Origin of the sequence: Amycolatopsis sp. NPDC051061, from assembly GCF_040682935.1 — a bacterium.
Taxonomy (GTDB): Bacteria; Actinomycetota; Actinomycetes; order Mycobacteriales; family Pseudonocardiaceae; genus Amycolatopsis.
This window is the reverse complement of the sequence record NZ_JBFBBZ010000007.1, coordinates 87,751-113,788: the sequence shown is the minus strand read 5'-3', so window position 1 is coordinate 113,788 and position 26,038 is coordinate 87,751. Positions and strand designations below refer to the sequence as shown.

The following is a 26,038-nucleotide window of genomic DNA, read 5'->3' as shown; positions in this document are numbered from 1 at the left end:
TATCCCCGGCCGAGGAGGAAAGGGGGCCCGCGGGTGGACACCGACGAAGCCGAGCGACTGCTGTTCGTCTGCTTCCCGGACGCGGGGGAGGCAGCCGGGCGGTACCGCGCGTGGCGCGACCCGCGGATCTCGGTACGGGTCGTCGAGCTGCCCGGGCGGGGCGAGCGCCGGGACGAACACCCGTACCGGGACATGTGGCTGCTCGTCGAGTCCCTCGCGGCGGAGCTGGCCGGGGTACTGGCACGCCCGCACGTGCTCTTCGGTGCGGGGCTCGGCGCGCTGGTCGCCTACCGGCTGGCGCAGCGGCGGGTGGCCGCGGGACTGGGGGTCCCGCGGGCACTCGTCGTGGCGCACCAGGCGCCGCCGGACCGGGCCGCGCGGGCCGTGCCGGAGCTGGCGGCCCGCGCGGACGTCAGCCTGCTGGTCAGCGACGCGCACGTGCCCGTGGCGCCGCCGCTGCCGTGCCCGATCCGCGGGTTCGGCGAGCCGCACGTGATGACGGGGTGGGGCGAGCACACGAACGCGGGGTTCGTGCTCGCCCCGGCCCGCGTGCGGGAGAGCGGCGCGGTGCTGCGCGACGCCGTCCTGCGCGCGGGTTACCTGGTCTCGGCGCTGGCCGTCCCGGGCTTGGGCGAGTCGCCGATGTAGGGACCGACGCCGATGGACGGGCCGGGCTGAGGCGGTGTCTCGGCCGCCTGGGCGGCGGGCGCGAAGACGAGGGCGGCCACAAAGGCCGTGCCGATGACGGCCTGGAGCAGACGGGCGTTCATGGTTCGACTCCTCAGGTTCGGATTGCGGCCGATCTTGCCCGAACCGGCTTCCATATCGCTTCCCTTTGCCGCCAGTGGTCGTCCGATCACCGGCCGTCCCTTGTGGAGCGAATATGCCGGCTGCCACCATGGATTGTCATGGGGAGTGACGACGCGAACACGATTCTGCGCATGGCGAGCCTGGCGACACCGATGGCGTTGCGGGTGGCGGTGACCCTCGGGTTGCCGGACCGGCTCCGCGGCGACGGTGCCGACGTCGAGGACCTCGCGGCAGACCTCGGCGTCGCGCCGGTTCCGCTCGGGCTGCTGCTGGAGCACCTCACGACGCTGGGGTTCTTCGAGCGCACGGCCGCCGGCTACCGGACCACCGGATACGGCGAGCACCTCTGCGGCGACACCCTGACCAGCGTGCTGCTGAACCTGGACACCGCGGGCGGGCGCGCGGAGCTGGCGTTCGTCGAGCTGCTGCACAGCGTCACCACCGGGGACGCCGGCTACGACCGCCGGTACGGGCGGAACTTCTGGGCCGACCTCGCCGCACATCCGCCCCTGCGGGAGTCGTTCGACCGGCAGATGGCGCACCGGCTGCGCGCCGAGGCCCCGCAGGTCGCGGCCGGCCACGACTGGAGCCGGTTCGCCACGGTCGTCGACGTCGGCGGGGGTCCGGGGACCCTGCTCGCCGCGATCCTGGCGGCCCACCCCGGAACCCGGGGCCGGCTGGTGGACCTCGACGTCTCGGCGGCGGCCCGGACCTTCGCCGCGCTCGGGCTCGAGGACCGGGCTTCGGCGGTCGCGGGCAGCTTCTTCGACCCGCTCCCGGCCCGGGCGGACGCCTACCTGCTGTGCGACATCCTGCACGACTGGGACGACGAGCGGGCCGGTCGCATCCTGGCCTGCTGCGTCGAGGCGGCACGTCCGGCCGGGCGGATCCTGGTCGTCGAGTCCGTCGGCGGCCGGCGGGCGCGCACGGACATGGATCTGGCCATGCTCGTCATCTTCGGCGGCCGGGAACGCCGGGTTTCCGAGTTCGAGGCCCTGGCCTCGGCCCGTGGGCTGGTGCTCGACGCGGTGACCGACGTGAGCGAAGGGCGTTCACTGCTGGAGTTCCGAATCGTATAAGCGCTGTTACAATTTGGCCCGTGTCCCTGAGCCGTGCCTTCGTCGACCTGACCCCGCTCCGCGTGTCGCCGGCCTTCCGGCGGCTCTGGCTGGGCCGGGTCTTCTCGGGCTTCGGGGCGCAGATGACGCTCGTCGCCGTGATGTTCCAGGTCTGGGAGCAGACGCGGAGCACGGTCTGGACCGGTGCCGTGGGGCTCGCGCAGGCCCTGCCGGTGGTCGTGTTCGGGCTGTTCGCCGGGTCGCTGGTGGACCGCGTCGACCGGCGGAAGTTCGCGCTGCTCACCACCGCGGGGCAGGCCGGCTGCTCGGTTCTCCTTGCCGTGCAGGGGTTTCTCGGTGACGTGCCGGTGCCGGCCGTGCTGGGGCTGGTGGCCGTGCAGTCGTGCTTCGTCGCGGGTGGCGGGCCGGCGGCGCGCACGTTCGTCCCGCGGCTGCTGGCGCCGGAGCAGCTCCCGGCCGGGCTGGCGCTGAACCGGATCGCGTTCCAGGGCGCGATGCTGCTCGGTCCGGCCCTGGCCGGGCTGCTGCTGGGCCGGGTCGGGGTGGGCGGCTGCTACGTCGTCGACGCGCTGACGTTCGCGATGGCGTTCTACGGCGTGTTCGGCATCCCGCCGATGCGACCCGGCGGCGAACCGTCGCGGCCGGGGCTGCGCGGGGTGCTGGACGGGCTGGCTTTCCTGGTGCGCACCCCGGTCGTCCGGGGTGCGCTGCTGACCGATCTGGCGGCCACGGTCCTCTCGATGCCGATCAGCCTGTTCCCGCTGGTGAACGCGGAGAGGTTCGCCGGCGACCCGCGGACGCTGGGGCTGTTCCTGTCGGCGATCGCGGTGGGCGGGGTGGCGGCGTCGGTGTTTTCGGGGACGTTCACCCGGCTGCCCCGGCCGGGCCGGGTGATGCTGGCCGGCTCGGCGGCGTGGGGCGGGGCGCTGGTGGTGTTCGGGCTGGCGCCGGATCCGTGGGTGGGACTCGGGTGCCTCGTGCTGGCGGGCGCGGCGGACACGGTTTCGGTGGTTACGCGCGGAGCGCTGGTGCAGTTGAACACGCCGGACGCGTTGCTGGGGCGGGTCGCGGCGGCGGAGCAGATCGTCGGCCAGGCCGGCCCGGACCTCGGAAACCTGCGCGGCGGGCTGGTCGCGGGCGTGACGTCCGGGGCGGCGGCGCTGGTGAGCGGCGGGGTGTTGTGCGTGGTGGCGGTGGCGTTGGTGGGGGCGGGAACGCCGGGCTTGCGCCGCTTCGCGACGCCCGCCAAGGCTGCGGCGGCTCCGTAGGCCCAGCCGCGGCAGCCCACCTGGCCACGGCTCGGACGGTCCCTGACCGGCGCCGTTGCTCAGCCGGACCCGAAGTGTGCACGCCCGGTCATCGCGTGGGCTTCCGCCCTGCCGCACCGCGCGGTAGTTCTTTCCCGACGACGACTTCGTCCGTCCGGAAAGGACCGAAATGATCAAGCGAACCTGTGCGGCCGCGCTCCTCGCCGTCGCCGCGGCCGGGCTCACCGCGGCCCCCGCCGAGGCAACCGTCCAAAGTGGAAGCGGGACCATCAACGACCCCTGGGTGCCGACCCACGCCGCGCACATCACCTGCGCCACCGCCACCCTCTTCGGCAACTACACCCCCGGCCAAGGCCACTCCGACCCGATCGCGACGCTCGTGCAGGGCAACTACATCGGCGTCCGCTACATCACTTCGGACCACAACTCGGCCGACGTCTTCTGGCACGGCACGAGCAAGTGGGGCTTCCTGCTCCGCGACTGCTTCGCCTTGAACTGAAAGGGAACCGATGAAACGCGCCATCCTGACCACGGCACTCACCGCTGCCTTGGCGATCGTCGCCACCCCCGCCGCTTCGGCCGGCACCGTGCACGAAATCTGCGCCCAGGACCTTTACGTCCGGACGCAGCCGGCCGGCGTCATCGTCGGCACCCTCTACCGCGGCGACCACTTCGAGCTGTCGCGGTACTCGCCCAGCGGCGACTGGGCCGAGGGCTACGCCATGGGTCACGTCGACCAGCGCGGCTGGATCCAGGCCGGCTGGTTCTGCTGACCGCTCACGGCAGCTTGAGCGAAAGCACGTCCGGCACGGTGATCAGGCTGCCGTAGAGGTTCGCGTTCCCGCCGATGGCGAGGACCCGGTGCGCCGGGGTGGCCGCGCAGACCACCGACGCCCGGCTGTGGGGGAGCAGCGTGCCCAGCAGCACCCATTCCCCCGTGCGGACGTCGAGGACCTCGGTCGTGCGGTCCCGGGCGGTCGGGTCCTCGACCGGCGCGGGGCCGCCGCCGGCCACCACGATCCGGTCGCCCACCCGCACCGCGCCGGGCGCGCCACGCCGCTTGCGCATCGGCGCCACCGCCTCCCAGCGGTCGGTGTCCGGGCAATACCGCTCCACGGAATCCAGCGCGTTCTGCTGCCGGCTGGGCAGTCCGCCGAGCGCGTACAGGTGCGTGTCGGTCGCGATGAGCCGGAACCGGGCCCGCGGGGTGAGCATCGGAGCCAGCGGCGTCCAGTGCCGCCCCGCCGGGTCGAAGACGAGCACCGCGTCCGTGGCGTGTTCCTCGGGATCACTGTCCCCGACGAAACCGCCTGCCACGTAAAGCTTTCCGCCCAACCCGGCCGCCGACGCCGCACCGAGCGGCACCGGGAGCGACGGGCTCGGCCGCCATTCGTCGGCCGCCGGGTCGTACACCTCGACGACGTCGGTCGTGCGGTCGTCCGCGGTGATCCCGGCGGCGGCGTAGATCAGCCCGCCGACCACGCCGACGGCGTGGTTCCCGCGCGGAGTGGGCATCGGGCTGACGTAGCGCCAGGCGCCGCTGCCGGTGAGCTTGCGCGTCTCCACCGAGCCGAAGCCCACGTTCCCGTCGGTCCCGCCGAGCACGAAGACGTCTTCCCCGACGGTCGCCACCTCGTGGGCGAACCTCGGCGACAGCATCGGCGGCCGGTACTTCCACGACACGTTCATCGTCCACCCCTTCACATTCCGCCCGCCAGAGTCTCCAAAGACGATCCGTTTGTTACGGACCCGGCCGGAATTGGTTTTTCGCTGTCCGGCGCGGCGCGGGCGATGCGTTTCCGGATGGGTCATCCGCTGTAGCGCGCTCGGCTGGATGGCGGACATCGATCACGCTGTGTGCCGGTTTCTCGTGGGTTTGTTTCCCCTGGTGAGCACCCGCCGGTCAGTGGATTACCCGTTTGAACGGCGTTCAGGCTTTCCCGAATCGATATTTGCGGACCCGGAAATCGTCATCTACAGTCCGGCGATCACGGCTGTACGAGCCGGATTCCCGTGATCGAAAGATTCTTTTCCGAGGAGTGCCATGCTCGAACGCGCCTCGACCCGCCGGTTCGCCGTGCTCGCGCTCGTCCTCGCGCTGGTGAGCGCGTGCAGCCAGCGAGGCGGGTCCGGTAGCGGCGGTGCCGTCGAAAAGCCGGCGATCCGGGTCGCGATCTTCGCCGCCGTCGACCTCGCCACGTTCTGGCTGGCGCAGGAAGGCGGCTACTTCAAGGCCGAGGGCCTCGACGTGCAGGCCGACCTCGCCGCCAGCGGGCAGGAGGCGCTGACCCGGATGACGAACGGCCAGAACGACCTCGCGCTGTCCACCTACACGCTGTTCTTCCTGGCGAAGAACAACGGCGCCGACGTGAAGCTGGTCGCGGACGCCACCTCGGCCAGCCCGCGCAGCAACGAGCTGGTCACCGTGCCGAACTCGCCGGTCAAGACGGTGACCGACCTGAACGGCAAGCGGATCGCCATCAGCTCGAAGAACGCCGCCTCGGACGTGCTGACCCGGTCGGTGATGCGCGATCACGGGGTCGGCTTCGACAAGGTGGAGTGGGTGCCGATGCCGTTGCCGGACATGGGGACCGCGCTGGCACAGGGCCGCGTCGACGCCGCCTACCAGCCGGAGCCGTTCCTCACCCAGTCGGCCAAGATCGCCGGCGCGTACCCGGTCATCGACGCCGCGAGCGGCAGCACCCAGTCCTTCCCGCTGACCGGCTTCGGCGCGACGGCGAAGTGGGTCCAGGGTCACCCGAAGACGATGCTCGCGTTCCAGCGCGCGATGCTCAACGCGACGCGCGCCGCGGTCGACCGGTCCCGGATCGAGCCGCTCGTCGTCCGCAACGCCAAGGTGGACCAGGACATCGCGGGCCTGATGGTGATGCCCGCGTTCGGGTCCACCCTGGACGCCCGGCGCATCCAGCGGGTGCCGGACCTGCTGCAGCAGCTGGACGTCGTCCAGACGAAGCTCGACGCCTCCGCGATGATCGTCCCGCAGGCGAGTACCGGCTGACCGGAGCCGGGAGGGAAGGGCGGGTGCGCTGAAGAGCGCGCCCGCCCTTTTGCGTGCGTGGCCGGGGCGGCCGGCCCGGCCGGCTACCTGGCCGGGCGCCGGTAGCCCGATGACATGAACGAGTCGTTCACCGCGTCCGACGACCTGAACGAGTCGTTCATGACGGTGCTGTGCTGTCAGGACTTCTCCCGTCACACGGACTTTCCGAAATTCACGGACCGGTCGCGAAGATCCCGTTCCGGCCGGTTCGCACCTTGACACGACCGGCGCCGCGCCCCACCCTCTTCATACCGACCGCGCGGTACGGCCTGGTCCACATCGTGGGACAGGAGAGACGGGAGAGTCGATGATGACACTTCGGGGTGAGGCTCTGCCCGGCGAGGACCTGCTCGTGGTCGACGGCCTCACCGTGCGGTTCGGCGGGCTCACCGCGTTGCACGACGTCCGGCTGAGCGTCGACGCCGGCACCGTCGTCGGGGTCATCGGGCCCAACGGCGCCGGGAAGACGACCCTCTTCAACGTCATCTGCGGCTTCGTCCGGCCCGACTCCGGCCGGGTGCTGTGGCGCGGCGAACCGCTCGTGCGGCACCGCCCCGAACACCTCGCGGGCCTCGGGATCGTCCGCACCCTGCAGGGCCTCGGCCTCTTCGCCGGGTTGACCGTGCTCGAGAACGTGATGGCCGGCGCGGGCCGCCACGCGAAGACCGGCGTGCTCCCCGCCCTCGTCGGCGCCGGGCGTTCGGCGCGCGACGAATCCGACCTGGCCGCGCGGGCCCGGGCGACGCTCGGGGAACTCGGGATCGCCGACCTCGCCGACCGGCTGCCCGGCGTGCTGCCCTACGGCGTGCGAAAACGCGTCGCCCTCGCCCGGGCGCTGGTGGCCGAGCCCGACCTCCTGCTGCTCGACGAACCCGCGAGCGGGCTCTCGGCCGCCGAGCTCATCGAGCTCTCGACGTTGATCCTGTCGCTGCGGCGGCACATGGCGGTCGTGCTCGTCGAACACCACATGGACCTCGTCATGCAGGTCTGCGACCGCGTGGTGGTGCTCAACTTCGGCGAGGTGATCGCGGCGGGCACGCCGGCCGAGATCCAGGCCGACCCCCGCGTGGCCGAGGCCTACCTCGGCGACCCCGCCGAGGAGGCGCCCGGTGCTTGAGATCGACGAGCTTTCCGTGGCCTACGGCGCCGTCCGCGCGCTCGACGGCGTCGGCCTGGCGGTCGAGCGCGGCGGGATCACCGCCGTGCTCGGCGCGAACGGCGCCGGCAAGACGACGCTGCTGCGCACGATCAGCGGGCTGCAGCCGGCCCGCGGCGGCCGGATCACCTGGGACGGCAAGGACCTCACCGGCCTGGCGCCCGACCGCATCGCCCGCGGCGGCGTGGCGCACGTGCCCGAAGGCGGCGGCGTCATCACCGAGCTGACCGTCGACGAGAACCTCCGGCTGGGTGCGCTGTGGCGCCGCGACCGCGCCGACCGCGAGGCCGCGCGCAAGGAGGTGTACGAGCTCTTCCCGCCGCTGGAAGAACGTTCGGCGAAACCCGCCGCGACGCTGTCCGGCGGCGAGCGGCAGATGCTCGCCATCGGCCGCGCCCTGATGAGCCGGCCGGACCTGCTGCTGCTCGACGAGCCGTCGCTGGGCCTCGCGCCGCTGATCACCGCCCGGATCATGGGCATCCTGCGGGACCTGCGGACCTCGACCGGGCTCACCGTGGTGCTCGTCGAGCAGAACGCGCACAGCGCGCTGTCCATCGCGGACAACGGTTACGTCCTCGCGCTCGGCAGCGTCGTGGCGGTCGACACCGCCGCGGAGCTGCTGGCCGACGACGGCCTCCGCCACGCCTACCTCGGCTTCTGATCCATCCAACCGGTTACCTGGAGGTGAACGGTCCGGTATGCAGGAATTCTTCGACCTGACCCTCGGCGGGATCTCCGCCGGCGCGGTCTACGCGGCCCTCGGGCTCGCGCTGGTCATCATCTACCGGGCCACCCGGGTGGTGAACTTCGCGCAGCCCGCCCTCGCCCTGATCTCGACGTACCTCGCGTACTCGGTGACGAAGGCGACCGGCAGCTACTGGCTCGGCTTCGCCGTCGCGATCGTGGCCGGGACGCTGCTGGGCGTCGCCACCGAACGGCTGCTGATCCGGCCGCTGCGGCACCGCTCCGAGCTGAGCTCGATCATCGTCACCCTCGGGCTTCTCCTGGTGCTGCAGGCGATCGCGGGCATGATCTGGTCCAACGAACCACTGGCGTTCCCGTACGCCTTCGACTTCGTCGGCCGGTTCTCCGCCAACGACCTGTTCGTGGTGCTGGTGGTGCTCGTGATCGCCGCGCTCGTGCTGGTGGTGTTCAAGTACACGCCGCTGGGCCTGCGGATGCGGGCGGCCGCGTTCGCCCCGGAGGTGGCGCGCACGCTCGGCGTGCGGGTCGGGCTGATGCTGACGATCGGCTGGGGCCTGGCGGCCGCGGTCGGCTCGCTGGCCGGGCTGCTCGCCACCCCGCCGTTCCTCTTCCCGAACGTGCTGGACGGCGTCTTCGTCTACGCCCTCACCGCCGCGGTGCTCGGTGGCCTGGACAACCCCTTGGGCACCATCGCCGGCGGGTTCGTCCTCGGCGTCGGACTGTCCTACGTGTCCGGCTACCTGGGACCGGAGATGGTGACGATCGCCGCGCTGGCGATCCTCGTCGTCGTGCTGATCGTGCGTCCCAGCGGGTTGTTCGGCCGCGCGAAGGTGAGGCGGGTATGACCGTGCGCACGAGCCTTCCCGAAGCCCCGGTGGAGACGGTGGCGAAGAAGCGGACGCTGCCACCGCTGCTGCGCCACGTCCTGTTCGCGCTGGCCGCGTTCGCCGTCGTCGTCCTGCTGACGCTGGTCACCGACGAGTTCACCAACCTGCGGATCGCGACGATCGGCTACTACCTGATCGCGGTCGCCGGGCTGACCCTGCTCACCGGCCTCACCGGCCAGGTCTCCCTGGGGCACGGCGCGTTCATGTTCATCGGCGCGTACACGGTGGCGCTGCTGGTGCGGCGGGTGCCGTCGTTCCCGCTGTGGGCCGACCTGCTGCTCGCCTCGGCCGCGGGCGGGCTCGCCGGGCTGCTGGCCGGGGCCGCCGCGGCCCGGCTGCGCGGCCCGTACCTCGCCGGGGCGACGCTCGCGCTGGCCGTCGGCCTGCCCGCGCTGACCCGCCGGTTCCAGGACTTCCTGGGCGGCAGCAACGGGTTGAGCTTCACCGTCCACAGCAGACCGGCCGGGATCGGCGTGCCCGAGCTGCGCTGGCAGACCTGGATCGTCTGGCTCAGCGTGCTCATCGCGCTGGTGCTGGTGGTGAACGTCGTGCGCGGCAAGCTCGGCCGGAACTTCCGCGCGGTCCGCGACGACGAGGTCGCCGCGTCGCTGAGCGGGATCGCCGTCGGGCGCACGAAGATCCTCGCGTTCCTCATCAGCGCGGTGTGCGGCGGCCTCGCCGGTGGCCTGCAGGCGTTCCTGCTCGGCACCGCCGCACCCGGCTCGTTCACGCCCGCGCTGTCGCTGAGCCTGCTGGCGGCCGTGGTGCTGGGCGGGCTCGGCTCCCTGTGGGGCGCGCTGTGGGGTGCGGTCGCGCTCGTCTACTTCCAGGCCTGGTCGGAGGACCTCGCCGACGTCCTGCACCTGAACACCGACGTGGCCAACAACCTCCCGCTCGCGGTGTACGGCGTGATCCTCATCGTCGTCGTGCTCGCCTTCCCGCGCGGCATCCAGGGCGGTTTCCAACGGCTTCGCGGACTTCTCCGTCGACCCGCCGAAAAGAAGGAGAACCATGAGAACCACTAGAACCGTCGCGGGAATCGCGGTGCTGGCGCTCGCGCTCAGCGCGTGCGGCGGTGCGGGGGAGACCGACACCAGCGGCACGCAGGCCGCCGCCGACTCGGCGGTCGGGGTCACGAAGGACTCCGTCGTCATCGGCAGCCACCAGCCGCTGACCGGCCCGGCCGCACCCGGGTACAGCAAGATCTCCGTCGGCGCCCGCGCGGTGTACCAGGCGATCAACGACGCCGGCGGGATCAACGGCCGCAAGATCGACTACAAGGTCGAGGACGACGGCTACAACCCGACGAAGACCGTCGAGGTCGTCAAGAAGCTCGTGCTGCAGGACAAGGTGTTCGCGATCGTCGGCGGCCTGGGCACGCCGACGCACTCCAAGGTCGTCGACTACCTGAACACCGAAGGCGTGCCGGACCTGCTGGTGTCCTCGGGCGCGCTGGCGTGGGACAACCCGCAGAAGGCGCCGATGACCTTCGGGTACCAGGTGGACTACACCCGCGAGGGCAAGATCCAGGGCAAGTACATGAAGGACACCTTCGCCGGCAAGAAGATCGGCTACTTCACGCAGAACGACGACGTCGGCCGCGACACCCAGGCCGGGCTCGACCAGTTCGTCAAGGACCAGACGGTCGCGCGGCAGGGCTACGACAGCGCCAACACCGACGTCACGCCGCAGCTGTCCGCGCTCAAGGCCGCGGGCGCCGAGGTCGTCGTCTGCGAGTGCATCCCGGCGTTCACCGCGCTGTCGATCCTGGCCGCGGCGAAGATCGGCTACAAGCCGCAGTTCGTCGTCAGCAGCATCGGCGCGGACCCGGCGACGCTGTCGGGGCTGCTGCAGGACTTCGCCAAGCGCGGCGGGGCCAGCGTGTCCAGCGCGCAGCTGCTCAACGGGCTGATCGGCACCGGCTACCTGCCCGACGTCGCGCAGACGTCCGACCCGTGGGTCGCCTACTTCAAGGGCATCCACGACAAGTACATCCCGAAGGAGCCGCTCACCAACACGCTGTTCTACGGGATGGTGCAGGCGTACACGTTCGGCCAGGCGCTCAAGGCCGCCGGGCCGGACCCGACGCGCCAGAAGATCGTCGACGCCATGAGCTCGGGCGCCCTCAAGGGGCCGGGTCTCACGCCGTTCGGGTTCTCGAAGGACTCGCACTCCGGTTACACCGGTGCGTACGTGTTCAAGATCAACCCGGACACCACGACGACGGTGATCCAGCCACCGTCGGTCACCGACCGGAGCACCGGGGCGATCACGCCGTACACCGGTGAACGCGCCACTCCGGAGCAGGTGAACCTGCTGGGCAAGTGAGGACCGGGCCGGTCCGCAGCGCCGTGCGGACCGGCCCGCCCGCTCACAGAGGGTGGCCATCATGAACGTGCGGGAGAAGGTCGTGCGGGCGGCGGTCCGCCTGTTCGCCGAGAAGGGGTTCGAGGCCACGACGGTCCGGGAAATCGTCGAAGAGGCCGGCGTCACCAAGGGTGGGCTGTACCACTACTTCGAGTCCAAGGACGACCTGCTCTTCGAGATCTACACGGCGATGCTGCGGATGCAGACCCGCCGGATGGTGACGATCGCCGAGTCGGACCTGCCGCTGCCGGAGCGGCTGCACGCGATCATCGCCGACGTCGTCGTGACGAGCATCGCCGACCTCGACGCGGCGACCGTGTTCTTCCTGTCGTTCCCGCTGCTGGAGAAGTCCAAGCAGGTCCAGGTGCGAGCCGAGCGGCGCACCTACCACGAGCGGGTGCGGGACCTGGTCACCGAAGGGCAGCGCACCGGCGTCTTCCGCGAAGACGTCCCCGCCGACCTGGTGATCAACTACCACTTCGGCGCGATCCACCGCCTCGGCATGTGGTACCACGCGGACGGCTCGCTTTCGGGGGAGCAGGTGGGGGAGCACTTCGCGAACCTGATGCTGCGCAGCCTCCGTCCTTAGTGGACGGTCTACCGTGGTGCCATGCACATCGTGGCGGTCCTCGCGCTCGACCAGGTCGTCCCGTTCGACCTGGCGACGCCCATCGAGGTCTTCTCGCGGACGCTCCTGGGCAGCTCACCGGCCTACGAGGTCCGGATCTGCGGGCCGGCTCCCGAGCTGGACGCGGGGATGTTCACGCTCCGGCCACCGTGGGACCTCCGCGGTCTGGCGGACGCCGGCACGATCATCGTGCCGGGCCGGGCGTCGAACCCCGCTCTCCCGGTCGAGGTCGTCTCGGCGCTCCGGTCGGCGGCGGCGCGGGGAGCGCGGATCGCGTCGATCTGTTCGGGGGCGTTCGTGCTGGCCGAGACGGGCCTGCTGGACGGCCTCCGCGCGACGACCCACTGGGCGGCCGCGGCCGAGCTGGCCCGGCTGTACCCGGCGGTCGACGTCGACCCGGACGTGCTGTACGTCGACAACGGCCAGATCCTGAGTTCGGCGGGCGCGGCGGCGGGCCTGGACCTGTGCCTGCACCTGATCCGCCGCGACCACGGTTCGGCGGTGGCGGCTTCGGCGGCCCGCCTGTCGGTGATGCCCCTGGAGCGTGAGGGCGGCCAGGCGCAGTTCATCGCGCACGACGTCCCGCCGACGCCGCGCGGGTCCGAGCTGGAGCCGGTGCTGGCGTGGCTGGAGGAGAACTGCGCCGCCGAGCTGACGCTGTCCGGCGTCGCGGCGCGGGTGGGGATGAGCACGCGGACGTTGAACCGCCGGTTCCGCGAGCAGACGGGCACGACGCCGTTGCAGTGGCTGCTGCGGGCCCGGGTCCGGCGGGCGCAGCACCTGCTGGAGGCGACGGGCGAGCCGGTGGACCGGATCGCGGGTTTGGTGGGGTTCGGATCGCCGGGCGCGTTCCGGGAGCGGTTCAAGCGAGTGGTGGGGACGAGTCCGCAGGCCTACCGGGCGAGTTTCCGGGGCGCGGCGACGTCATGAACGAGTCGTTCACCTCGTCCGGCGACATGAACGAGTCGTTCATGACGTTCCGGTGACCGCGGACCCGGCCGCGCCCGGCGCCGGCGGTTCACGCCTTCCGGCGCCGGACGTAAAAGGTGATGAGGCCGGCGGTCGCGGCGAGCGCGATGCCGCCGGCGATCATCCGGAGCGTGAAGTCGAGTCCCGTCACGGAACCACCGGCGTTGACGGCGGCGCTGACGACGAGGACCACCCAGAGGAGAACGGGGGTGGCGGTGCGGGCGGGTGCGCTGGTGTTGGTCATGGCGAGAACGCTAAGGCCGGACGACGAACAGCTCGATGCCGTGCGCACCCGGATCCGGGGTGGTGCCTGCGCTACCCCGCGTCGCGGCCGAGGTAGGCGAGCACCGCGAGCACCCGGCGGTGCCCGCCGCCTTCGTCCGACGGCAGGCCGAGCTTCGCGAAGATGTTGCGGATGTGCTTGAGCACCGCGCCGTCGCTGACGACGAGCAGCTCGGCGATCGTGCCGTTGTTGTAGCCCTCGGCCATCAGCGCCAGCACTTCGCGTTCTCGCGCGGTCAACGCGTCGAGCGGGTCCGCCGCGCGCCGCCGGGACATGAGCTGGCCGATGACCTCCGGGTCCATCGCCGTGCCGCCCTTCGCGACCCGCTCGAGCGCGTCGACGAACCGCTCGACCTTGCCGACCCGCTCCTTGAGCAGGTAGCCGACCGCGCCGACGCCGTCGGCGAGCAGCTCGACCGCGTAGCTCGTCTCGACGTGGGCGGACAGCACCAGCACCGGCAGTCCCGGGTGGATCTCGCGGGCGCGGACGGCCGCGCGCAGGCCCTCGTCGCGGTGGGTCGGCGGCATCCGGACGTCCATCACGACGGCGTCCGGCCGGTCGCCTTCGACGAAGGTCAGGAAGTCCTCGGCGTTGTCGAAGGTGGCGGCGACCTCGATGCCCGCCGTCTTCAGCAGCAGCGCGAGGCCTTCGCGCAGCAGCGCGTCGTCCTCGGCGATCACGACCCGCATGGCAGCTCCACTCGCAGCACGGTCGGCCCACCGGGTGGGCTGGTCAGGGTGAGGGTTCCGTCGAAGGCTTCGGCGCGACGCCGGATGCCGGCCAGGCCGCTGCCGCGCTTCTCGTCGGCGCCGCCGCGGCCGTCGTCCCGGATTTCCAGGCACAGCAAGGACGCCGTGCCGCCCAAGACGATGTCCACTCGGGACGCGTCGGCGTGCTTGGTGACGTTGGCCAGCACCTCGGCGACGACGAAGTACGCGGCGGCCTCGACCGCGGCCGGGCGGCCGGTTTCGTACTCGACGGTGACCGCCGTCGGCACCGGCGTGCGCTCGGCGAGCGCGCGCACCGCCCCGGCGAGACCGCGTTCGCTCAGCAGCGGCGGGTAGATGCTGCGCACGACCGTGCGCAGCTCGGCCAGCGCGTCGGTCGCGGTGTCCTGTGCCTTGACCAGCAGATCGCGCACCATGGCCGGGTCTCGGTCGTAGAGCTGGCCGGCGATGCCCAGCTGCAGCACGACCGCGGCGATCCGGGCCTGGGTGCCGTCGTGCAGGTCACGCTCGATGCGGCGCAGCTCGGCGCCGTGCGCCTCCAGCGCGGCCGCCCGCGTCGCGGTCAGTTCGGCGACCCGGTCGGCCAGGACGACGCCGGGGGCGGGGCGGAGCAGTTTCCGCGCGGTGCGGGCCTGCCAGCGCGCGGCTCGCGGCATCAGGAACGTCGCCGCGGCCATGGCGACGGCGACCAGGAGGTCCAGCCCCGCCCGCGGCCACGAGTTCACCACGATGCCCAGGGACCCCTCGATCCCGCCGGGCACAGCCGGCCAGATCAGGACCGTGACGACCTGCTGGACCGCGCCGAGCGGCAGGCCGACCGCGAGGCTGCCGAGCAGCAGCCCGGTCGCGGCGTGGATCGCGAGCCACGCGAGGTCGCGGCGCGTCGCCGGGTCCTTCAGCGGGGAGCCGGCCCGGTACGGCTCGGGGATGGCCTCGCCGAGCTTGCGCGCGGCCCGGCGCCGGTCCACCCCGACCGGCCACCGCGCCAGCTTGACCGCCGGCGCCAGCGACGGGATGCCGACGCCGAACGGGCACAGCAGCAGCACGGCGAGGAGGCCCACGAGGGCGAAGATCGACAACAGCGACGTGCCGGCGCCGACCACGAGGTAACGAACCGCCGACCAGCACTCGCGCAGGCGGGTCGTCACGGCGACAGTGTCGCACCCCACCCCCGTGGTGGTGCTGGCGCTACCCCGGATCCACCCCTCCACAGGATCGAGGTCGCGGCCGCGTCGCCCTAGTTTTCCTTGGGAGAGAACAAAGGGGATCACCGATGACGACAGCGAATGCGCTGGAACTGGCCGGGGTGCGGAAGGTGTACGGCTCCGGTGACGGCGCCGTCACCGCGCTGGACGGCGTGACGGCGAACGTGGCGCGGGGGACCTTCACCGCCGTGATGGGCCCGTCGGGCTCGGGCAAGAGCACCTTCCTGCACTGCGCGGCCGGCCTGGACCGGCCGACCTCGGGGAAGGTGCTGCTCGGCGGCACCGAGATCGGGCGGTTGAAGGAGAACGAGCTGACGCGGCTGCGGCGCACCCGCGTCGGGTTCGTGTTCCAGGCCTACAACCTGATGCCGTCGCTGAACGTGCTGCAGAACATCACGCTGCCGCTGCGGCTCGCCGGCACCAAACCGGACCCGCAGTGGCTGCGGGAGATCGTCGAAGGCGTCGGGATGGCGAAACGGCTGGAGCACCGCCCGGCGGAGCTGTCCGGCGGCCAGCAGCAGCGCGTCGCGATCGCGCGGGCGCTCATCGCCCGGCCCGACGTCGTGCTGGCCGACGAACCGACCGGCGCGCTCGACACCCGCACCGCGCGCCAGGTGCTGGACCTGCTCCGCGCCGTCGTCGACGGGATGGGCCAGACCGTGCTGATGGTGACCCACGACCCGGTCGCGGCCTCGGCCGCGCACGGCGTGCTCTTCCTCGCCGACGGCAAGCTCGCCGGGCACCTCCCGCACCCCACGCCCGAGCGCGTGGCGGAGCGCATGACGCACCTCGGGGAGTGGTGACCGTGCTGTCCCTCGCGTGGCAGACGATCCGGACGCGGCTCGGCGGGTTCGCCGGCGCGTTCATCGCGATCCTGTGCGGCACCGCCCTGGTGGCGGGCTGCGGGGTCCTCATGGAGTCCGGCCTGCGCGCCGGCGTCCCCACCCAGCGCTACGCCGCCGCGGCCGTCGTCGTCGGCGGGGCACAGAGCGTGCACCCGCCGGGCGCCGACGCGCTGACGTTCGAGCAGGTCGGCGAGCAGCCGTCGGTCCCGCAGGCGCTGGCCGGGCGGATCGCCGCGGTGCCCGGCGTCCGCGCGGCGGTGGCCGAGCAGAGCTTCCCGGCGCAGGTCGTGACAGCGTCCGGCGCGGTGCTCGGTGGGCCGCAGTCCCTGGGCCACAACTGGGACGCGGCCGTGCTGGCGCCGTTCACGCTGCGCGCCGGTGCCGCGCCCGCGGCCCCCGGCGACGTCGTCCTGGACGCCGACCTGGCCCGGCGCGCCGGTGTCGGCGTCGATGGACAGGTGCAGATCGCGACGCGGTCGGTGCCGATGACCTTCCGGGTCAGCGGCGTCGTGGACAGCTTGTCGCGGCAGTCGGCGCTGTTCTTCACGCCGCAGCGGGCGGCGGAGCTGGCCGGACGGCCCGGCCAGGCCCACGCGATCGGCGTCCTGGCCGAACCCGGGGTGGCGCCGGAGACGCTCGCCGGCCGGATCGGCGCGGTCACCGGCGGCGCCGAGGTCACCACCGGCGTGGAACGCAGCACGATCGAGTTCCTCGACGTCAGCCAGACGCGGACGCTGCTGCTCACGATCGCCGGGTCGTTCGGCGGGTTCGCCCTGCTCGTGGCGGTGTTCGTGGTGGCGAGCACGCTCGCGCTGACGATCAACCAGCGCCGCCGGGAGTTCGCGCTGCTGCGCGCGGTCGCGGCGACGCCTCGCCAGATCCGCAAGCTGATCGGCACCGAGACGACGTTGGTCGCCCTCGTCGCCGGCGTGCTGGGCGGTGCTTCGGGGTTGGCCGTGGCTTCCTGGCTGCGGGACGCGTTCGCCGCGATCGGCGTGATCCCGGCCGACTTCGGGCTGGCGATCAGCCCGCTGCCGTCCCTCGCCGCGCTGCTGCTCGGCTTGGGTGCGGCCCGGCTGGCGGCGTGGGCGGCGTCGCGGCGGCCGTCGACGATCCGGCCGGTCGAGGCACTCGGCGAGGCGGCGGTCGAACGGCGTGAGCTGGGCCGCGGCCGCCTGATCACCGGCTGGTCCCTGGTGCTCGTGGGCTTCGGGGGCGCGCTGGTGCCGCTGTTCCTGCGCGGCGAGATCGGGACCGCGATCTCGACGATGGCGACGCTGGTCGTCGTCATCGGGCTGGCGGTGGTCGGCCCGCAGGTGACCGCGGTGGTGACGCGCGCGCTCGCGCCGGTGCTGGGGCGGGTGTGGCGGATCAGCGGGTACCTGGCCGGCGCGAACGCCCAGGCCAACACCCGGCGGCTGGCCGCGGCGGTGACCCCGCTGCTGCTGTCGATCACGTTCGCGCTGGCGACGTTCTACAGCCAGACGTCGTCGACGGCCGCCGCCGCGGAGGAGACGGCCCGTTCGACGACGGCCGACTACGTGCTGAGCGGGCCGGCGGGTGTCTCGCCGGAGGTCGCCGCGGCGGTCGAACGGGTGCCGGGGGTCGTGGCGGCGACGCCGGTGGTGCGGACGTCGGTGCTCACGGCGTCGACGGTGGGCGACAGCGTGGACGTCCAGCGCAAGTCCGCGCAGGGCCTGGCGGGCGAGCAGACCCGCGGCGCGCTGGAGCTGGGCGTCGACACCGGGCGGCTCACGGATCTGAGCGGGGACACGGTGGCGTTGAGCCGCTCGGAGGCCGACTGGCTGGACAAGAAGCTCGGCGACGAGGTCACGTTCTACTTCGGCGACGGCGTCCCGGCGAAGCTGCGGCTGGTGGCGACGTACGCGCACGACCTGGCGTTCGGCGACTTCGTGCTGCCGGTGGCGTTGGCCCGCGAGCACAACGGCGGCCGGCTGGACGACTCGGTGCTGGTCCGGCGTTCTCCTGACGCCGATCCTTCGGCGGTCGAGTCGGCGCTTCGTGAGTTGCCGTACCCCGGTCTGACGGTGGCTCCGGTGGCGGCGGCGGCCCCTTCGGAAGGTGGCGACCGGCAGGCGCAGTTCTACCTGAACCTGGTCGCGGTGGGGGTGATCGTCGGGTACCTGGCGATTTCGGTGGCCAACACGCTGGTGTTGACGACGGCACAGCGGTCGCGGGAGTTCGCGCTGCTGCGCCTGGTCGGCACGACCCGTCGTCAGGTGACCCACATGATGCGCCTCGAGGCGTTGACGACGGTCGGGATCGCGGTGGTCATCGGAACGGTGGTCGCGTTGGTACCGCTGGGTTTGCTGAACGTGGGACTGCGGGGGAATCCGCTGCCGTCAGGACCGTGGTCCGTCTACTTCGGAGTAATCGGCGGCGCGGCATTGCTGGGGTTGCTGGCGATGGGGCTGTCGACGTGGGTGGCGCTGCGGGCTCGCCCGATCGACGCGATCGGCCTGCGGGAGTAGAACGTGCGGGGTGAGCCGGTTCGGCTCACCCCGCACGGTTTTCAGCAGTTCGAGCCGGTGTCTTCGCCGGTGTAGGAGAGGACGCGCCAGTCGGTGGTCCCGCCGAGCGCGACCGCCGTATTGGCCGGCCGGTACCACCGACCAGGGGTAGCGCCGTTGTGGCCAGCCCGAGCGCGATTGCCGCGGTAATGCGTTTCATGAAATCGACCCCCTGCTTTTGGAAACGGTACGGGGTCAAGCTAACGGGGAATCGGCCGGGAATCCGCTAATGCGGTGGCCACAGTCCCAGCCTGGTGAACTGCTCGCGGACGTGGTCGCGGACCGGGTCGTCGACGTCGGCGACGAGCGCGATGGTCTGGCGGGACTCGCTCCACGCTTCGGCCTGCCGGCCGGTCGCGGCCAGGGACCGGACCAGGGCCACGAGCGCGCGGACGACCCGGGCGTGGTCGGCGGGGGAGTGGGAGATCCCCAGCGCTTTCCGGGCGAACAGCAGGACGTCGTTGTGTTCTTCGGCGTCGCAGGCGGCTTCGCTCAGCTCGACCAGCGCGGTGAGCGTCCGCTCGTGGTCGGCCGGGTAGCGGTCGTGCAGCGTGACCGCTTCGGTGAACTGCCGGATGGCCTCGGTGGTTCGGCCGGTCCGGCGGCTCAGCAGGCCGAGTTCGAGCGCCATCGCGGCGTGGCGCCGGTGGTCGCCCAGCTCGGCGTACAGCATTTTCGCGTGGGAGAGGTGCGTCTCGGCTTCTTCGAGCCGGCTTTGCCGGCGCAGGTGCGTACCGAGGGCGCCGTGGGCGGCGGCGCACTGGGCGGGTTCGTTGAGGCTGTGTTGGATGTCGAGGGCCTGGCGCAGACAGGACTCGGCGCGGATCGGGTCGCCGGCGTCTTCCGAGTGGCGGGCGAGCAGGAGGAGGACTTCGGACCGGTCCCGGCGGTTGCCGGTGTTGCCGAAGATCGCGCTCGCCAGCTCGAGGGATTCCTCGGTCTTCTCCGGATCGCCGAGCGCGTGGTGGATCCGGGCCAGGCCGGTCCAGGCCTGTCCCTCGGCGTCGAGGTCGTGTTCGGCCCGGGTGGCGAGCAGCACCGCCTGGACGGCTTCGCGCCACTCGGATGCGGTGTCGCCGATGGGCAGGTGGGGCCGCACCAGCCGGAGCAACGTCACCGCCCGCGGCAGGCTCCCGCTCGCCGCGCGGCCGATCGCGGCGCACAGGCTCGCTTCCTCGTCGGCCAGGAAAGCTTTCGCGACCGCGAAATCGGGCAGGCGTCCTTGGGGGAGTTCGGCTGTGCGCCGCAAGGCGGGCGCCAGGACCTCGCCGGCATCCGCGACCCGGGCGATGTACCAGTCGAGGAGCCGTTCCTGAGCCTGCCGGCGGTCGTCGGGGGAGTCGTGGGCGAGCGCGAGCCGTTCGCCGGCCGCGCGGGTGAGGGTGTCCATCCGGTAGCGGCCCTCCGCCCGGCCGGCCAGGTGGAGAGAAACGAGCGAGGCGACCGCGCCGCGGGCGGTCTCGTCGTCGGTCCCGTCGAGGGCGCAGATCGCGTCCAGCGAGATGCCGGGGCCGATGTGGAGCGCGAGCGAACGGAACAGCCGGGCGGCGGGCGGGTCCAGGGCGCGGTAGGACCACGACACCGAGGTCAGGATCGTGCCCGACGCCAGTTCGCCGGCCAGGAGGAGTTCGGCCGGGCTCGGCAGATCGCCGGCGCCGGGCAGGAGCTCGGCGAGTGTGCGGACGGCCTGCGGGGTGCCGCCGGTCAGCGCGAGCGCGGCGGCCGGGTCGGGTGGCTCGGCGGGGGAGTCGCGGAGCAGGCCTTCGAGCAGCTGCGCAATTTCGGCTTCGGCGAAGGGGGCTACTTCCAGCCGATAAGCGCCGTGGTGGGTCACGAGGTCGCTCAGCCGATGCCGGCTGGTCACGACGACCACGGAGTGCGCGCTGCCCGGCAGCAGGGGCACGATCTGCCGGGAATTCCGGGCGTTGTCGAGGAAGAGCAGCACCCGGCGGTCGTCGAGCAGGGTCCGCAGCATCCCGGTCCGGGCGCTCGGGCTCGCGGGCACGGCCCCGGCGGCGACTCCGAGCGCGTCGAGGAATTCGGCGAGCACCTCGGCGGGGTCGCGGGGCGGCCCGGCGGCGTACCCGGAGAGGTCCGCGTGCAGCTGGCCGTGGGGGAGCCGCTCGCGGACGGCGTGCGCCCAGTGCAGTCCCAGCTCCGTCTTGCCGACGCCGGCCGGCCCGGTGACGGCGATGATGAGGGTCGTGGGCGGGCCGCTGACCCGGGACCGCAGGAAGAGCGCGTTCAGCCGGGCGAGTTCTTCGTCGCGATCGACGAACTGGCTGACCGCCGACGGAAGCTGGGCGGGCGGCAGCGCGCGGATGGCGGCCTGGGTGCGGTGCAGGTCGGCCGGGGCGAGCGAATCCCGCGACTGGAGCAGCCGCTGGTGCAGTTCCTGCAGCTCGCGGGAGGGGCCGGTCCCGAACGACCGGACCGACCGGTCGTAGACCTGTTTCCAGTAGGCGTCGAAGACTTCGTAGCGCCCGAGCCCGTTCAACGCGGTGAGCCGTTGCGCGATGTACTGGGGGTCGAGTTCGTGGTCGACCATGGCGTCGTCGAGAATCCGGAGGACCTCGCGGTGGTTGCGGCGTTCGAGCTCGACGGCGCACAACGCCTGATAGGCGGCGACGCGGTCGTAGAGGTCGAGGTCGTCCCGTTTCTGCTCCATCCAGACGCTGCCGAGGTCTTCGACGACGGGGCCCCGCCAGAGATCCATCGCGTTCCGCAGCGCGTTCGCGGCCGCGTCGAGCTGTCCTGTTTGGCGAGCATGCTCACCGTCCCGGATCAAGGTCTTGAAGCGCGCGTAGTCGAGGTCGTCGCTTTCGGGCAGGAACTGGTAGCCGGCGCGCTGCGTGACGATCCGCGCGGAGACCCCGGCGCCGCGCAGGCAAGCCCGGAGCCGGCTGACGTAGGTCTGGAGGTCGTTCCTGGCGTGGCCGGGCGGGTTGTCGTCCCAGAGGGCCTCGGTGACGGTCCGGACGGGGACGACCTTGCCGTGGTTGAGCATCAGCACGCCCAGCAGGGACCGTTCCTTGGCCCGCCCGAGCGCGACCTTCCGGTCGCCGCGCAGGAGCTCCACGGGCCCCAGGATCCGGAACTCCATCGGGTTTCCCGTCCACCCCCGGCCGGTCTTCCTGACCAGCACCGTAACCCGCCGACCGGCGGGTTTCAGCGCAGGTCGAGTGGCTGTCAAGGATTTGTCCAGCAGGCGGCAAGCGAAGCGTCCAACGTGCGAGTTCACGATCAACCCATGTCGTGGACGGACGTGTGGCAGTGGCTGTGGGGGAGTTTGCCGCCCCCGGTCGTGGAGCCGGTGGCGGATCCGGTGCACCACACCATTCTCGTGATCGAGATCGACGGGTTCGCCGCGGTCGACCGGACCAACATGCACAGGTTGACGTTGCGTGCGGGACTCTATCGCGTGGTTCAGCAGGCGCTCGTGACCAGTGGTGTCTCGTGGTTCGACTGCTACCGGGCCGACCTCGGTGACGGTGTGCTCGTGCTGGTGCCCGCTGAGTATCCGAAGGCGGTGTTCAGCGAGCTGGTTCCCGCCGCGCTCACGGCCTTTCTGGCCGACCACAACCACGTGCACCGGCCACTGGAGAGAATCCGCCTCCGGGCGGCATTGCACGCCGGCGAGGTGAGCTACGACGCTCACGGCAGGACAGGGGCCGCGATCGTGCACGCTTTCCGACTGCTGCAGTCCGAGGTGTTGAGGGATGCGTTGACGTATGCGCGGGGAGACCTCGCGATGATCGCGTCGGCGTGGTTCTACGACGAGATCATCCGGCACAGTCCGGTGAGCCGGCCGGAGCGGTACCGGCCGGTGTTCGTGCGGGAGAAGGAGACGGCGGCCCGGGGCTGGGTCCGGCTGCTCGGAGCCGGGGAAAGCGGTGACTGGTTCGAACGCTCGGCTCTGGGATGATGAGGGCGCTTCGAAGCGCCCTCATCATTGGCTCTCCCTCGTCAGGAACGTCCGGACGCCAGGTCCCCTAGAAAACACGACCACGCGTCGGGTGAGAACTCGATCACGGGGGAGTCCATGCGGCGATCCTTGCTGTCCCGCACCTGCGCGGCGCATGCGATGAAGCGTGCCTCTACGCAACTTCCCCCGGCGTTGGAATAGCTACTCTTGAACCATCCGTCGCGGTCCGATACGGCGGATGGCGAAATTTTTTTCAACTTTTTCCTATTCTAGCTCCCCGGCGTGATGGTAGATCATGTGGAGGGTTTCCTCCTTGTTCAGGGCGCGCCGGTAGGCATCCTGAAACGTCGTGGTGAGATTTCGGACCTGTGTCGGATCGTCGATCGTGCCCCAGGTAGTGACAGTCTCCTGCCACGCCAAGGTCGGTAGCTGCGGGTTGTCGAAGTCGAGGAGAACCACGGTCGCTCCGCCGAACAGCCCGCATGCGGTCGCCGTGAACGGGATCACGCGGATGTCGAGCGTGTCCGGGTGCTGCTCGATCAGTGCAGCGAGGTGCCTGAGCTGGTTGCGCAGCACATGCTTGCCGCCGATCTGCTGTCGGAGGGCCGCCTCGCTGAGAACGGCGGTGAATGTGAACGGATCGTTCGCGTCGGTGAGCCGCACCTGCCGGCGCAATCTCGCTTCCACGCGCTGGTCCACCTCGACCGGGCGCATGGTCACATCGGGCATCATTATGCCCCTGGTGTAGTCGGCCGTCTGCAGTAATCCGGGAATGAGCAGATTTTCGTAGTCCCGAATGCTTCGGGCGCCCTGTTCCAACCCGAAGAGCCGCTGGATCTCATTGTCGAAGAGTGCGGAATAACGCGTCCACCAGCCGCGCTCCTTGGCCGCGGCGCGGAGGGCGAAAAGCTCGTCCCGCTCCTCGGCATCGAACTCGAACAGCTCGATGATCCGCCTGAGGCTCTCCAGCGAGAGGATTTTGCGCTCGTTCTCCACCGCGGACCAGTAGTTGCGGGTGAAGCCGAGGGTCTCGGTGATGGTCCTGACCTCGACCCCCAGCTGCTCGCGCCGCCGCTTCAAGCGCAGGGCGAGCTCCCAGGACGCAACGATCGGCGACGAAGGCGCTGACACGCCGGGCTCCTTTGCACGTGCAGGCGCAGCTGCCTGGGGACGTTCCTGGTTACGGTAACCGAACGGTGCGACCGACACAGTAGTGGTGGGGTATCCGGTTTACCTAATCTGAGGATAGACATCGGCTCGAGGCGACAGGGCTCGACCACGCTCGCACGATCGGCTGATGCTCGTCGGAAGGAACGAGGATGGCCGATCCCGAGACAACCAGGCCGTCTGCGGCGCGGCCAGGCGGTCGGACGCGCGGAACGGGCCGCTCGAAGGTCGGCGCCGCCCCCGGGGCTATCGGTTCGCCTCCTCGCGAGATTGCTCGTGTCGACTGGCGGCACAGCCTGGGGCTCAACACCGCCCACTGCACGATAGTGGTCGTCGACGTCGAAGGCTTCGGGCGCCACAGCCGCATCAACCCCAACAAGGTCCGGATCCGCTGCGGCATGTATCGCGCGATCGAGCGGGCTTTCGCCGCCACCGACATCCCCTGGGACGCCTGCCGCCACCAAGATCTGGGAGACGGTGTACTCGTACTCGCCCCCGCACAAATCTCGAAGACGCTCTTCGCTGATCTGCTTCTCGGCGCTCTCGCTGACGAACTCTCCGCGCACAACGCCGTTCACCCGCCGCTGGAACGGATCCGGCTCAGGCTGGCCCTGCACGCCGGGGAAGTGTCCTATGACGATTACGGCGTCACCGGCTCCTCGATACTCCACGCCCAGCAATTGCTCGACGCGCCCGATCTCAAGAGTGCATTGGCCAAGACCAAAGCCGTGCTCGCCGTGATCGCGTCGGACTGGGTGTTCGACGAAGTCATCAGGCACAGCGAACGGAGCGCCGCTGTCGCCTACCACCCCGTCGGTACGGGGAGTGGGAAAGCGTGGATCCGGCTCGTCGCAGCGTCCCCGGTCGCGCGGCGGCGGGACCTCGCCCGGTGGCACCGGCTCGGGTGACCTACGGGAAAGCCTGCCGTACTCCCGAAACTTTCCGAAAGTTATTGCCCCACCGAACACGTCGAACGCATGCTTTCGCCATCCCAGCCTCGACGAGGAGGAAGCATGCTCACCAAGAACCGCTTCAGGGTGTTCGTGACCGGGGCCGCGGTCGCGCTGGCCGCGACGCTCCTTCCCGGGGTTGCCCGGGCCGACACCGTCATCACCACCAGCCAGACCGGGAACAACGGCGGCTACTACTACTCCTTCTGGACCGACGGTGGCGGTTCGGTCCAGATGACGCTCGGCTCCGGTGGCAACTACCGGATGAACTGGAGCAACGTCGGGAACTTCGTCGGCGGCAAGGGGTGGAGCAACGGGAGCCGGCGGACCGTGAACTACTCCGGCAGCTTCAACCCCTCCGGCAACGGCTACCTCGCCCTCTACGGCTGGACGTCGAACCCGCTCGTCGAGTACTACATCGTCGACAACTGGGGCACCTACCGGCCGACCGGTACCTACAAGGGCACCGTCACCAGCGACGGTGGCACCTACGACATCTACCAGACCACGCGGTACAACGCGCCGTCGGTCGAGGGGACCAAGACCTTCAACCAGTACTGGTCCGTGCGGCAGCAGAAGAAGACCGGTGGCACCATCACCACCGGCAACCACTTCGACGCGTGGGCGCGCTACGGCATGCGGCTCGGCAGCTTCAACTACTACATGATCCTCGCCACCGAGGGCTACCAGAGCAGCGGCAACTCGAACCTGACGGTGGGCTGACCCATGCGTCCTTGGATCCTGGTGGCCGCCTTGGCCGTGACGACCGTGGCCGCCGTCGGTCCGGCGCAAGCCGCGGCCTGCGGCGGGTACGTCGGCCTCACCTTCGATGACGGACCGTCCAATGCGCACACCCCCGCCCTGCTGAACGCGTTGCGGCAGAACGGGTTGCGGGCGACGATGTTCAACGAGGGCCAGTACGCCGCCGCGTATCCGGCGCAGGTGCGCGCCCAGGTGAGCGCGGGTATGTGGGTCGGCAACCACAGCTACACCCACCCGCACCTCACCCAGCAGAGCCAGTCCCAAATGGACTCCGAGGTTTCCCGGACCCAGCAGGCGATCGCGGCGGCCGGGGGCGGTACGCCGAAGCTGTTCCGCCCGCCGTACGGTGAAACGAACGGGACGCTGCAGGCCGTGGAAGCGAAGTACGGTCTCCGGCAGATCATCTGGGACGTCGATTCGCAGGACTGGAACAACGCGAGCGTGGATGCGATCGTCGCGGCCAACGCCCGCCTCGGCAACGGCCAGATCATCCTGATGCACGAATGGCCGGGCAACACCCTCGCCGCGATCCCGCGGATCGCGCAGACCCTGGCGAGCCGCGGGCTGTGCGCGGGGATGATCTCGCCTCAGACGGGCCGGGCGGTCGCACCGGGCTGAGGCCCGTGGGTGGCGCGGCGGCCCCGATCCGCCGCGCCACCTTTCACTCGTTCGGAGGCCGGCACATCGTCACTCTCCCGGCGGGGGCGGCCGGCGA

Annotated in this window: 27 protein-coding genes; 19 read left to right on the top strand and 8 right to left on the bottom strand. The window is 71.2% G+C overall.

The genetic code is table 11. The features are described 5' to 3' along the window. Positions 1 to 33 precede the first annotated feature (33 nt). Positions 34 to 648, top strand: coding sequence for a thioesterase domain-containing protein (locus AB0N03_RS11765; protein ID WP_364369187.1), 615 nt, complete (start codon positions 34 to 36; stop codon positions 646 to 648). On the opposite strand, the gene AB0N03_RS11760 is transcribed toward AB0N03_RS11765, so the two are convergent. Then, positions 597 to 770: a hypothetical protein gene (locus AB0N03_RS11760; RefSeq protein ID WP_364369184.1), complete on the bottom strand. Its 174-nt coding sequence runs from the start codon at positions 768 to 770 to the stop codon at positions 597 to 599. The two genes, AB0N03_RS11765 and AB0N03_RS11760, sit on opposite strands and share 52 nt — an antisense overlap. A gap of 138 nt (positions 771 to 908) precedes the next feature. Between AB0N03_RS11760 and AB0N03_RS11755 the strand changes: the two genes are divergently transcribed. The 4 genes from AB0N03_RS11755 (at position 909) to AB0N03_RS11740 (ending at position 3,930) form a co-directional block, all read left to right on the top strand. Next, positions 909 to 1,889 carry a methyltransferase gene (locus tag AB0N03_RS11755; RefSeq protein ID WP_364369181.1) on the top strand — a complete coding sequence of 327 codons (981 nt, stop codon included), beginning with the start codon at positions 909 to 911 and terminating at the stop codon, positions 1,887 to 1,889. Between the two features lie 20 nt (positions 1,890 to 1,909). After that, on the top strand, positions 1,910 to 3,157 hold the full coding sequence (locus AB0N03_RS11750) for an MFS transporter (RefSeq protein ID WP_364369178.1): 1,248 nt from the start codon (positions 1,910 to 1,912) through the stop codon (positions 3,155 to 3,157). Between the two features lie 169 nt (positions 3,158 to 3,326). Then, complete coding sequence (locus tag AB0N03_RS11745; RefSeq protein WP_364369175.1) at positions 3,327 to 3,656, top strand: hypothetical protein; 330 nt, start codon at positions 3,327 to 3,329, stop codon at positions 3,654 to 3,656. Between the two features lie 10 nt (positions 3,657 to 3,666). Then, positions 3,667 to 3,930 (top strand): hypothetical protein, encoded by a 264-nt coding sequence (locus tag AB0N03_RS11740; RefSeq protein ID WP_364369173.1) that lies wholly within the window; start codon positions 3,667 to 3,669, stop codon positions 3,928 to 3,930. 4 nt (positions 3,931 to 3,934) lie between these two features. Here AB0N03_RS11740 and AB0N03_RS11735 read toward each other — a convergent pair whose 3' ends face one another. After that, the gene (locus tag AB0N03_RS11735; protein ID WP_364369170.1) at positions 3,935 to 4,846 is read right to left on the bottom strand and encodes a kelch repeat-containing protein; all 912 of its coding nucleotides are present in this window, start codon (positions 4,844 to 4,846) and stop codon (positions 3,935 to 3,937) included. 355 nt (positions 4,847 to 5,201) lie between these two features. Here AB0N03_RS11735 and AB0N03_RS11730 point away from each other — a divergent pair, with 355 nt between their 5' ends. The 8 genes from AB0N03_RS11730 to AB0N03_RS11695 all read left to right on the top strand — a co-directional run bounded on the left by AB0N03_RS11730 (position 5,202) and on the right by AB0N03_RS11695 (position 12,888). Then, positions 5,202 to 6,176 carry an ABC transporter substrate-binding protein gene (locus tag AB0N03_RS11730; RefSeq protein WP_364369167.1) on the top strand — a complete coding sequence of 325 codons (975 nt, stop codon included), beginning with the start codon at positions 5,202 to 5,204 and terminating at the stop codon, positions 6,174 to 6,176. Positions 6,177 to 6,525: 349 nt separating this feature from the next. Next, a complete protein-coding gene (locus AB0N03_RS11725; RefSeq protein WP_364369641.1) occupies positions 6,526 to 7,332 on the top strand; it encodes an ABC transporter ATP-binding protein in 807 nt (268 codons plus the stop codon). Further along, entirely contained in the window at positions 7,325 to 8,032 is a 708-nt protein-coding gene (locus AB0N03_RS11720) for an ABC transporter ATP-binding protein (protein ID WP_364369164.1), read from the top strand. Before AB0N03_RS11725 ends, AB0N03_RS11720 begins: the two co-directional genes overlap by 8 nt. A 37-nt stretch (positions 8,033 to 8,069) precedes the next feature. Continuing rightward, a complete protein-coding gene (locus tag AB0N03_RS11715; RefSeq protein ID WP_364369161.1) occupies positions 8,070 to 8,921 on the top strand; it encodes a branched-chain amino acid ABC transporter permease in 852 nt (283 codons plus the stop codon). Further along, positions 8,918 to 9,988, top strand: a complete 1,071-nt coding sequence (locus tag AB0N03_RS11710; protein ID WP_364369158.1) for a branched-chain amino acid ABC transporter permease — start codon at positions 8,918 to 8,920, stop codon at positions 9,986 to 9,988. The genes AB0N03_RS11715 and AB0N03_RS11710 overlap by 4 nt, the downstream gene beginning before the upstream one ends. Then, positions 9,975 to 11,291 carry an ABC transporter substrate-binding protein gene (locus AB0N03_RS11705; protein ID WP_364369155.1) on the top strand — a complete coding sequence of 439 codons (1,317 nt, stop codon included), beginning with the start codon at positions 9,975 to 9,977 and terminating at the stop codon, positions 11,289 to 11,291. Before AB0N03_RS11710 ends, AB0N03_RS11705 begins: the two co-directional genes overlap by 14 nt. A 61-nt stretch (positions 11,292 to 11,352) precedes the next feature. After that, positions 11,353 to 11,919: a TetR/AcrR family transcriptional regulator gene (locus tag AB0N03_RS11700; protein ID WP_364369152.1), complete on the top strand. Its 567-nt coding sequence runs from the start codon at positions 11,353 to 11,355 to the stop codon at positions 11,917 to 11,919. Positions 11,920 to 11,940: 21 nt separating this feature from the next. Then, complete coding sequence (locus AB0N03_RS11695) at positions 11,941 to 12,888, top strand: helix-turn-helix domain-containing protein (protein ID WP_364369149.1); 948 nt, start codon at positions 11,941 to 11,943, stop codon at positions 12,886 to 12,888. An 88-nt stretch (positions 12,889 to 12,976) separates the two neighbouring features. On the opposite strand, the gene AB0N03_RS11690 is transcribed toward AB0N03_RS11695, so the two are convergent. The 3 genes from AB0N03_RS11690 to AB0N03_RS11680 all read right to left on the bottom strand — a co-directional run bounded on the left by AB0N03_RS11690 (position 12,977) and on the right by AB0N03_RS11680 (position 15,086). Next, a complete protein-coding gene (locus AB0N03_RS11690) occupies positions 12,977 to 13,171 on the bottom strand; it encodes a hypothetical protein (protein WP_364369146.1) in 195 nt (64 codons plus the stop codon). A 71-nt stretch (positions 13,172 to 13,242) separates the two neighbouring features. Next, positions 13,243 to 13,899, bottom strand: coding sequence for a response regulator transcription factor (locus AB0N03_RS11685; RefSeq protein ID WP_364369143.1), 657 nt, complete (start codon positions 13,897 to 13,899; stop codon positions 13,243 to 13,245). After that, entirely contained in the window at positions 13,887 to 15,086 is a 1,200-nt protein-coding gene (locus tag AB0N03_RS11680) for a sensor histidine kinase (protein WP_364369140.1), read from the bottom strand. Before AB0N03_RS11680 ends, AB0N03_RS11685 begins: the two co-directional genes overlap by 13 nt. Before the next feature lie 125 nt (positions 15,087 to 15,211). On the opposite strand from AB0N03_RS11680, the gene AB0N03_RS11675 reads away from it, so the two are divergent. Continuing rightward, a complete protein-coding gene (locus AB0N03_RS11675) occupies positions 15,212 to 15,946 on the top strand; it encodes an ABC transporter ATP-binding protein (protein WP_364369137.1) in 735 nt (244 codons plus the stop codon). Between the two features lie 2 nt (positions 15,947 to 15,948). Beyond that, complete coding sequence (locus AB0N03_RS11670) at positions 15,949 to 18,480, top strand: ABC transporter permease (protein WP_364369638.1); 2,532 nt, start codon at positions 15,949 to 15,951, stop codon at positions 18,478 to 18,480. A gap of 265 nt (positions 18,481 to 18,745) precedes the next feature. Here AB0N03_RS11670 and AB0N03_RS11665 read toward each other — a convergent pair whose 3' ends face one another. Beyond that, a complete protein-coding gene (locus AB0N03_RS11665; RefSeq protein ID WP_364369134.1) occupies positions 18,746 to 21,622 on the bottom strand; it encodes a BTAD domain-containing putative transcriptional regulator in 2,877 nt (958 codons plus the stop codon). 147 nt (positions 21,623 to 21,769) lie between these two features. On the opposite strand from AB0N03_RS11665, the gene AB0N03_RS11660 reads away from it, so the two are divergent. Next, on the top strand, positions 21,770 to 22,444 hold the full coding sequence (locus AB0N03_RS11660; protein WP_364369131.1) for a hypothetical protein: 675 nt from the start codon (positions 21,770 to 21,772) through the stop codon (positions 22,442 to 22,444). 41 nt (positions 22,445 to 22,485) lie between these two features. Here the strand turns inward: AB0N03_RS11660 and AB0N03_RS11655 are convergent, their stop codons facing one another. Beyond that, complete coding sequence (locus tag AB0N03_RS11655; protein WP_364369128.1) at positions 22,486 to 22,701, bottom strand: DUF397 domain-containing protein; 216 nt, start codon at positions 22,699 to 22,701, stop codon at positions 22,486 to 22,488. Between the two features lie 7 nt (positions 22,702 to 22,708). Further along, complete coding sequence (locus AB0N03_RS11650) at positions 22,709 to 23,575, bottom strand: Scr1 family TA system antitoxin-like transcriptional regulator (RefSeq protein WP_364369125.1); 867 nt, start codon at positions 23,573 to 23,575, stop codon at positions 22,709 to 22,711. A 188-nt stretch (positions 23,576 to 23,763) separates the two neighbouring features. Here AB0N03_RS11650 and AB0N03_RS11645 point away from each other — a divergent pair, with 188 nt between their 5' ends. The 3 genes from AB0N03_RS11645 to AB0N03_RS11635 all read left to right on the top strand — a co-directional run bounded on the left by AB0N03_RS11645 (position 23,764) and on the right by AB0N03_RS11635 (position 25,941). Beyond that, positions 23,764 to 24,519, top strand: a complete 756-nt coding sequence (locus tag AB0N03_RS11645) for a hypothetical protein (protein WP_364369122.1) — start codon at positions 23,764 to 23,766, stop codon at positions 24,517 to 24,519. Between the two features lie 105 nt (positions 24,520 to 24,624). Further along, entirely contained in the window at positions 24,625 to 25,284 is a 660-nt protein-coding gene (locus AB0N03_RS11640) for a glycoside hydrolase family 11 protein (protein WP_364369119.1), read from the top strand. Between the two features lie 3 nt (positions 25,285 to 25,287). Beyond that, a complete protein-coding gene (locus tag AB0N03_RS11635) occupies positions 25,288 to 25,941 on the top strand; it encodes a polysaccharide deacetylase family protein (protein ID WP_364369116.1) in 654 nt (217 codons plus the stop codon). The last annotated feature ends 97 nt before the right edge of the window (positions 25,942 to 26,038 follow it).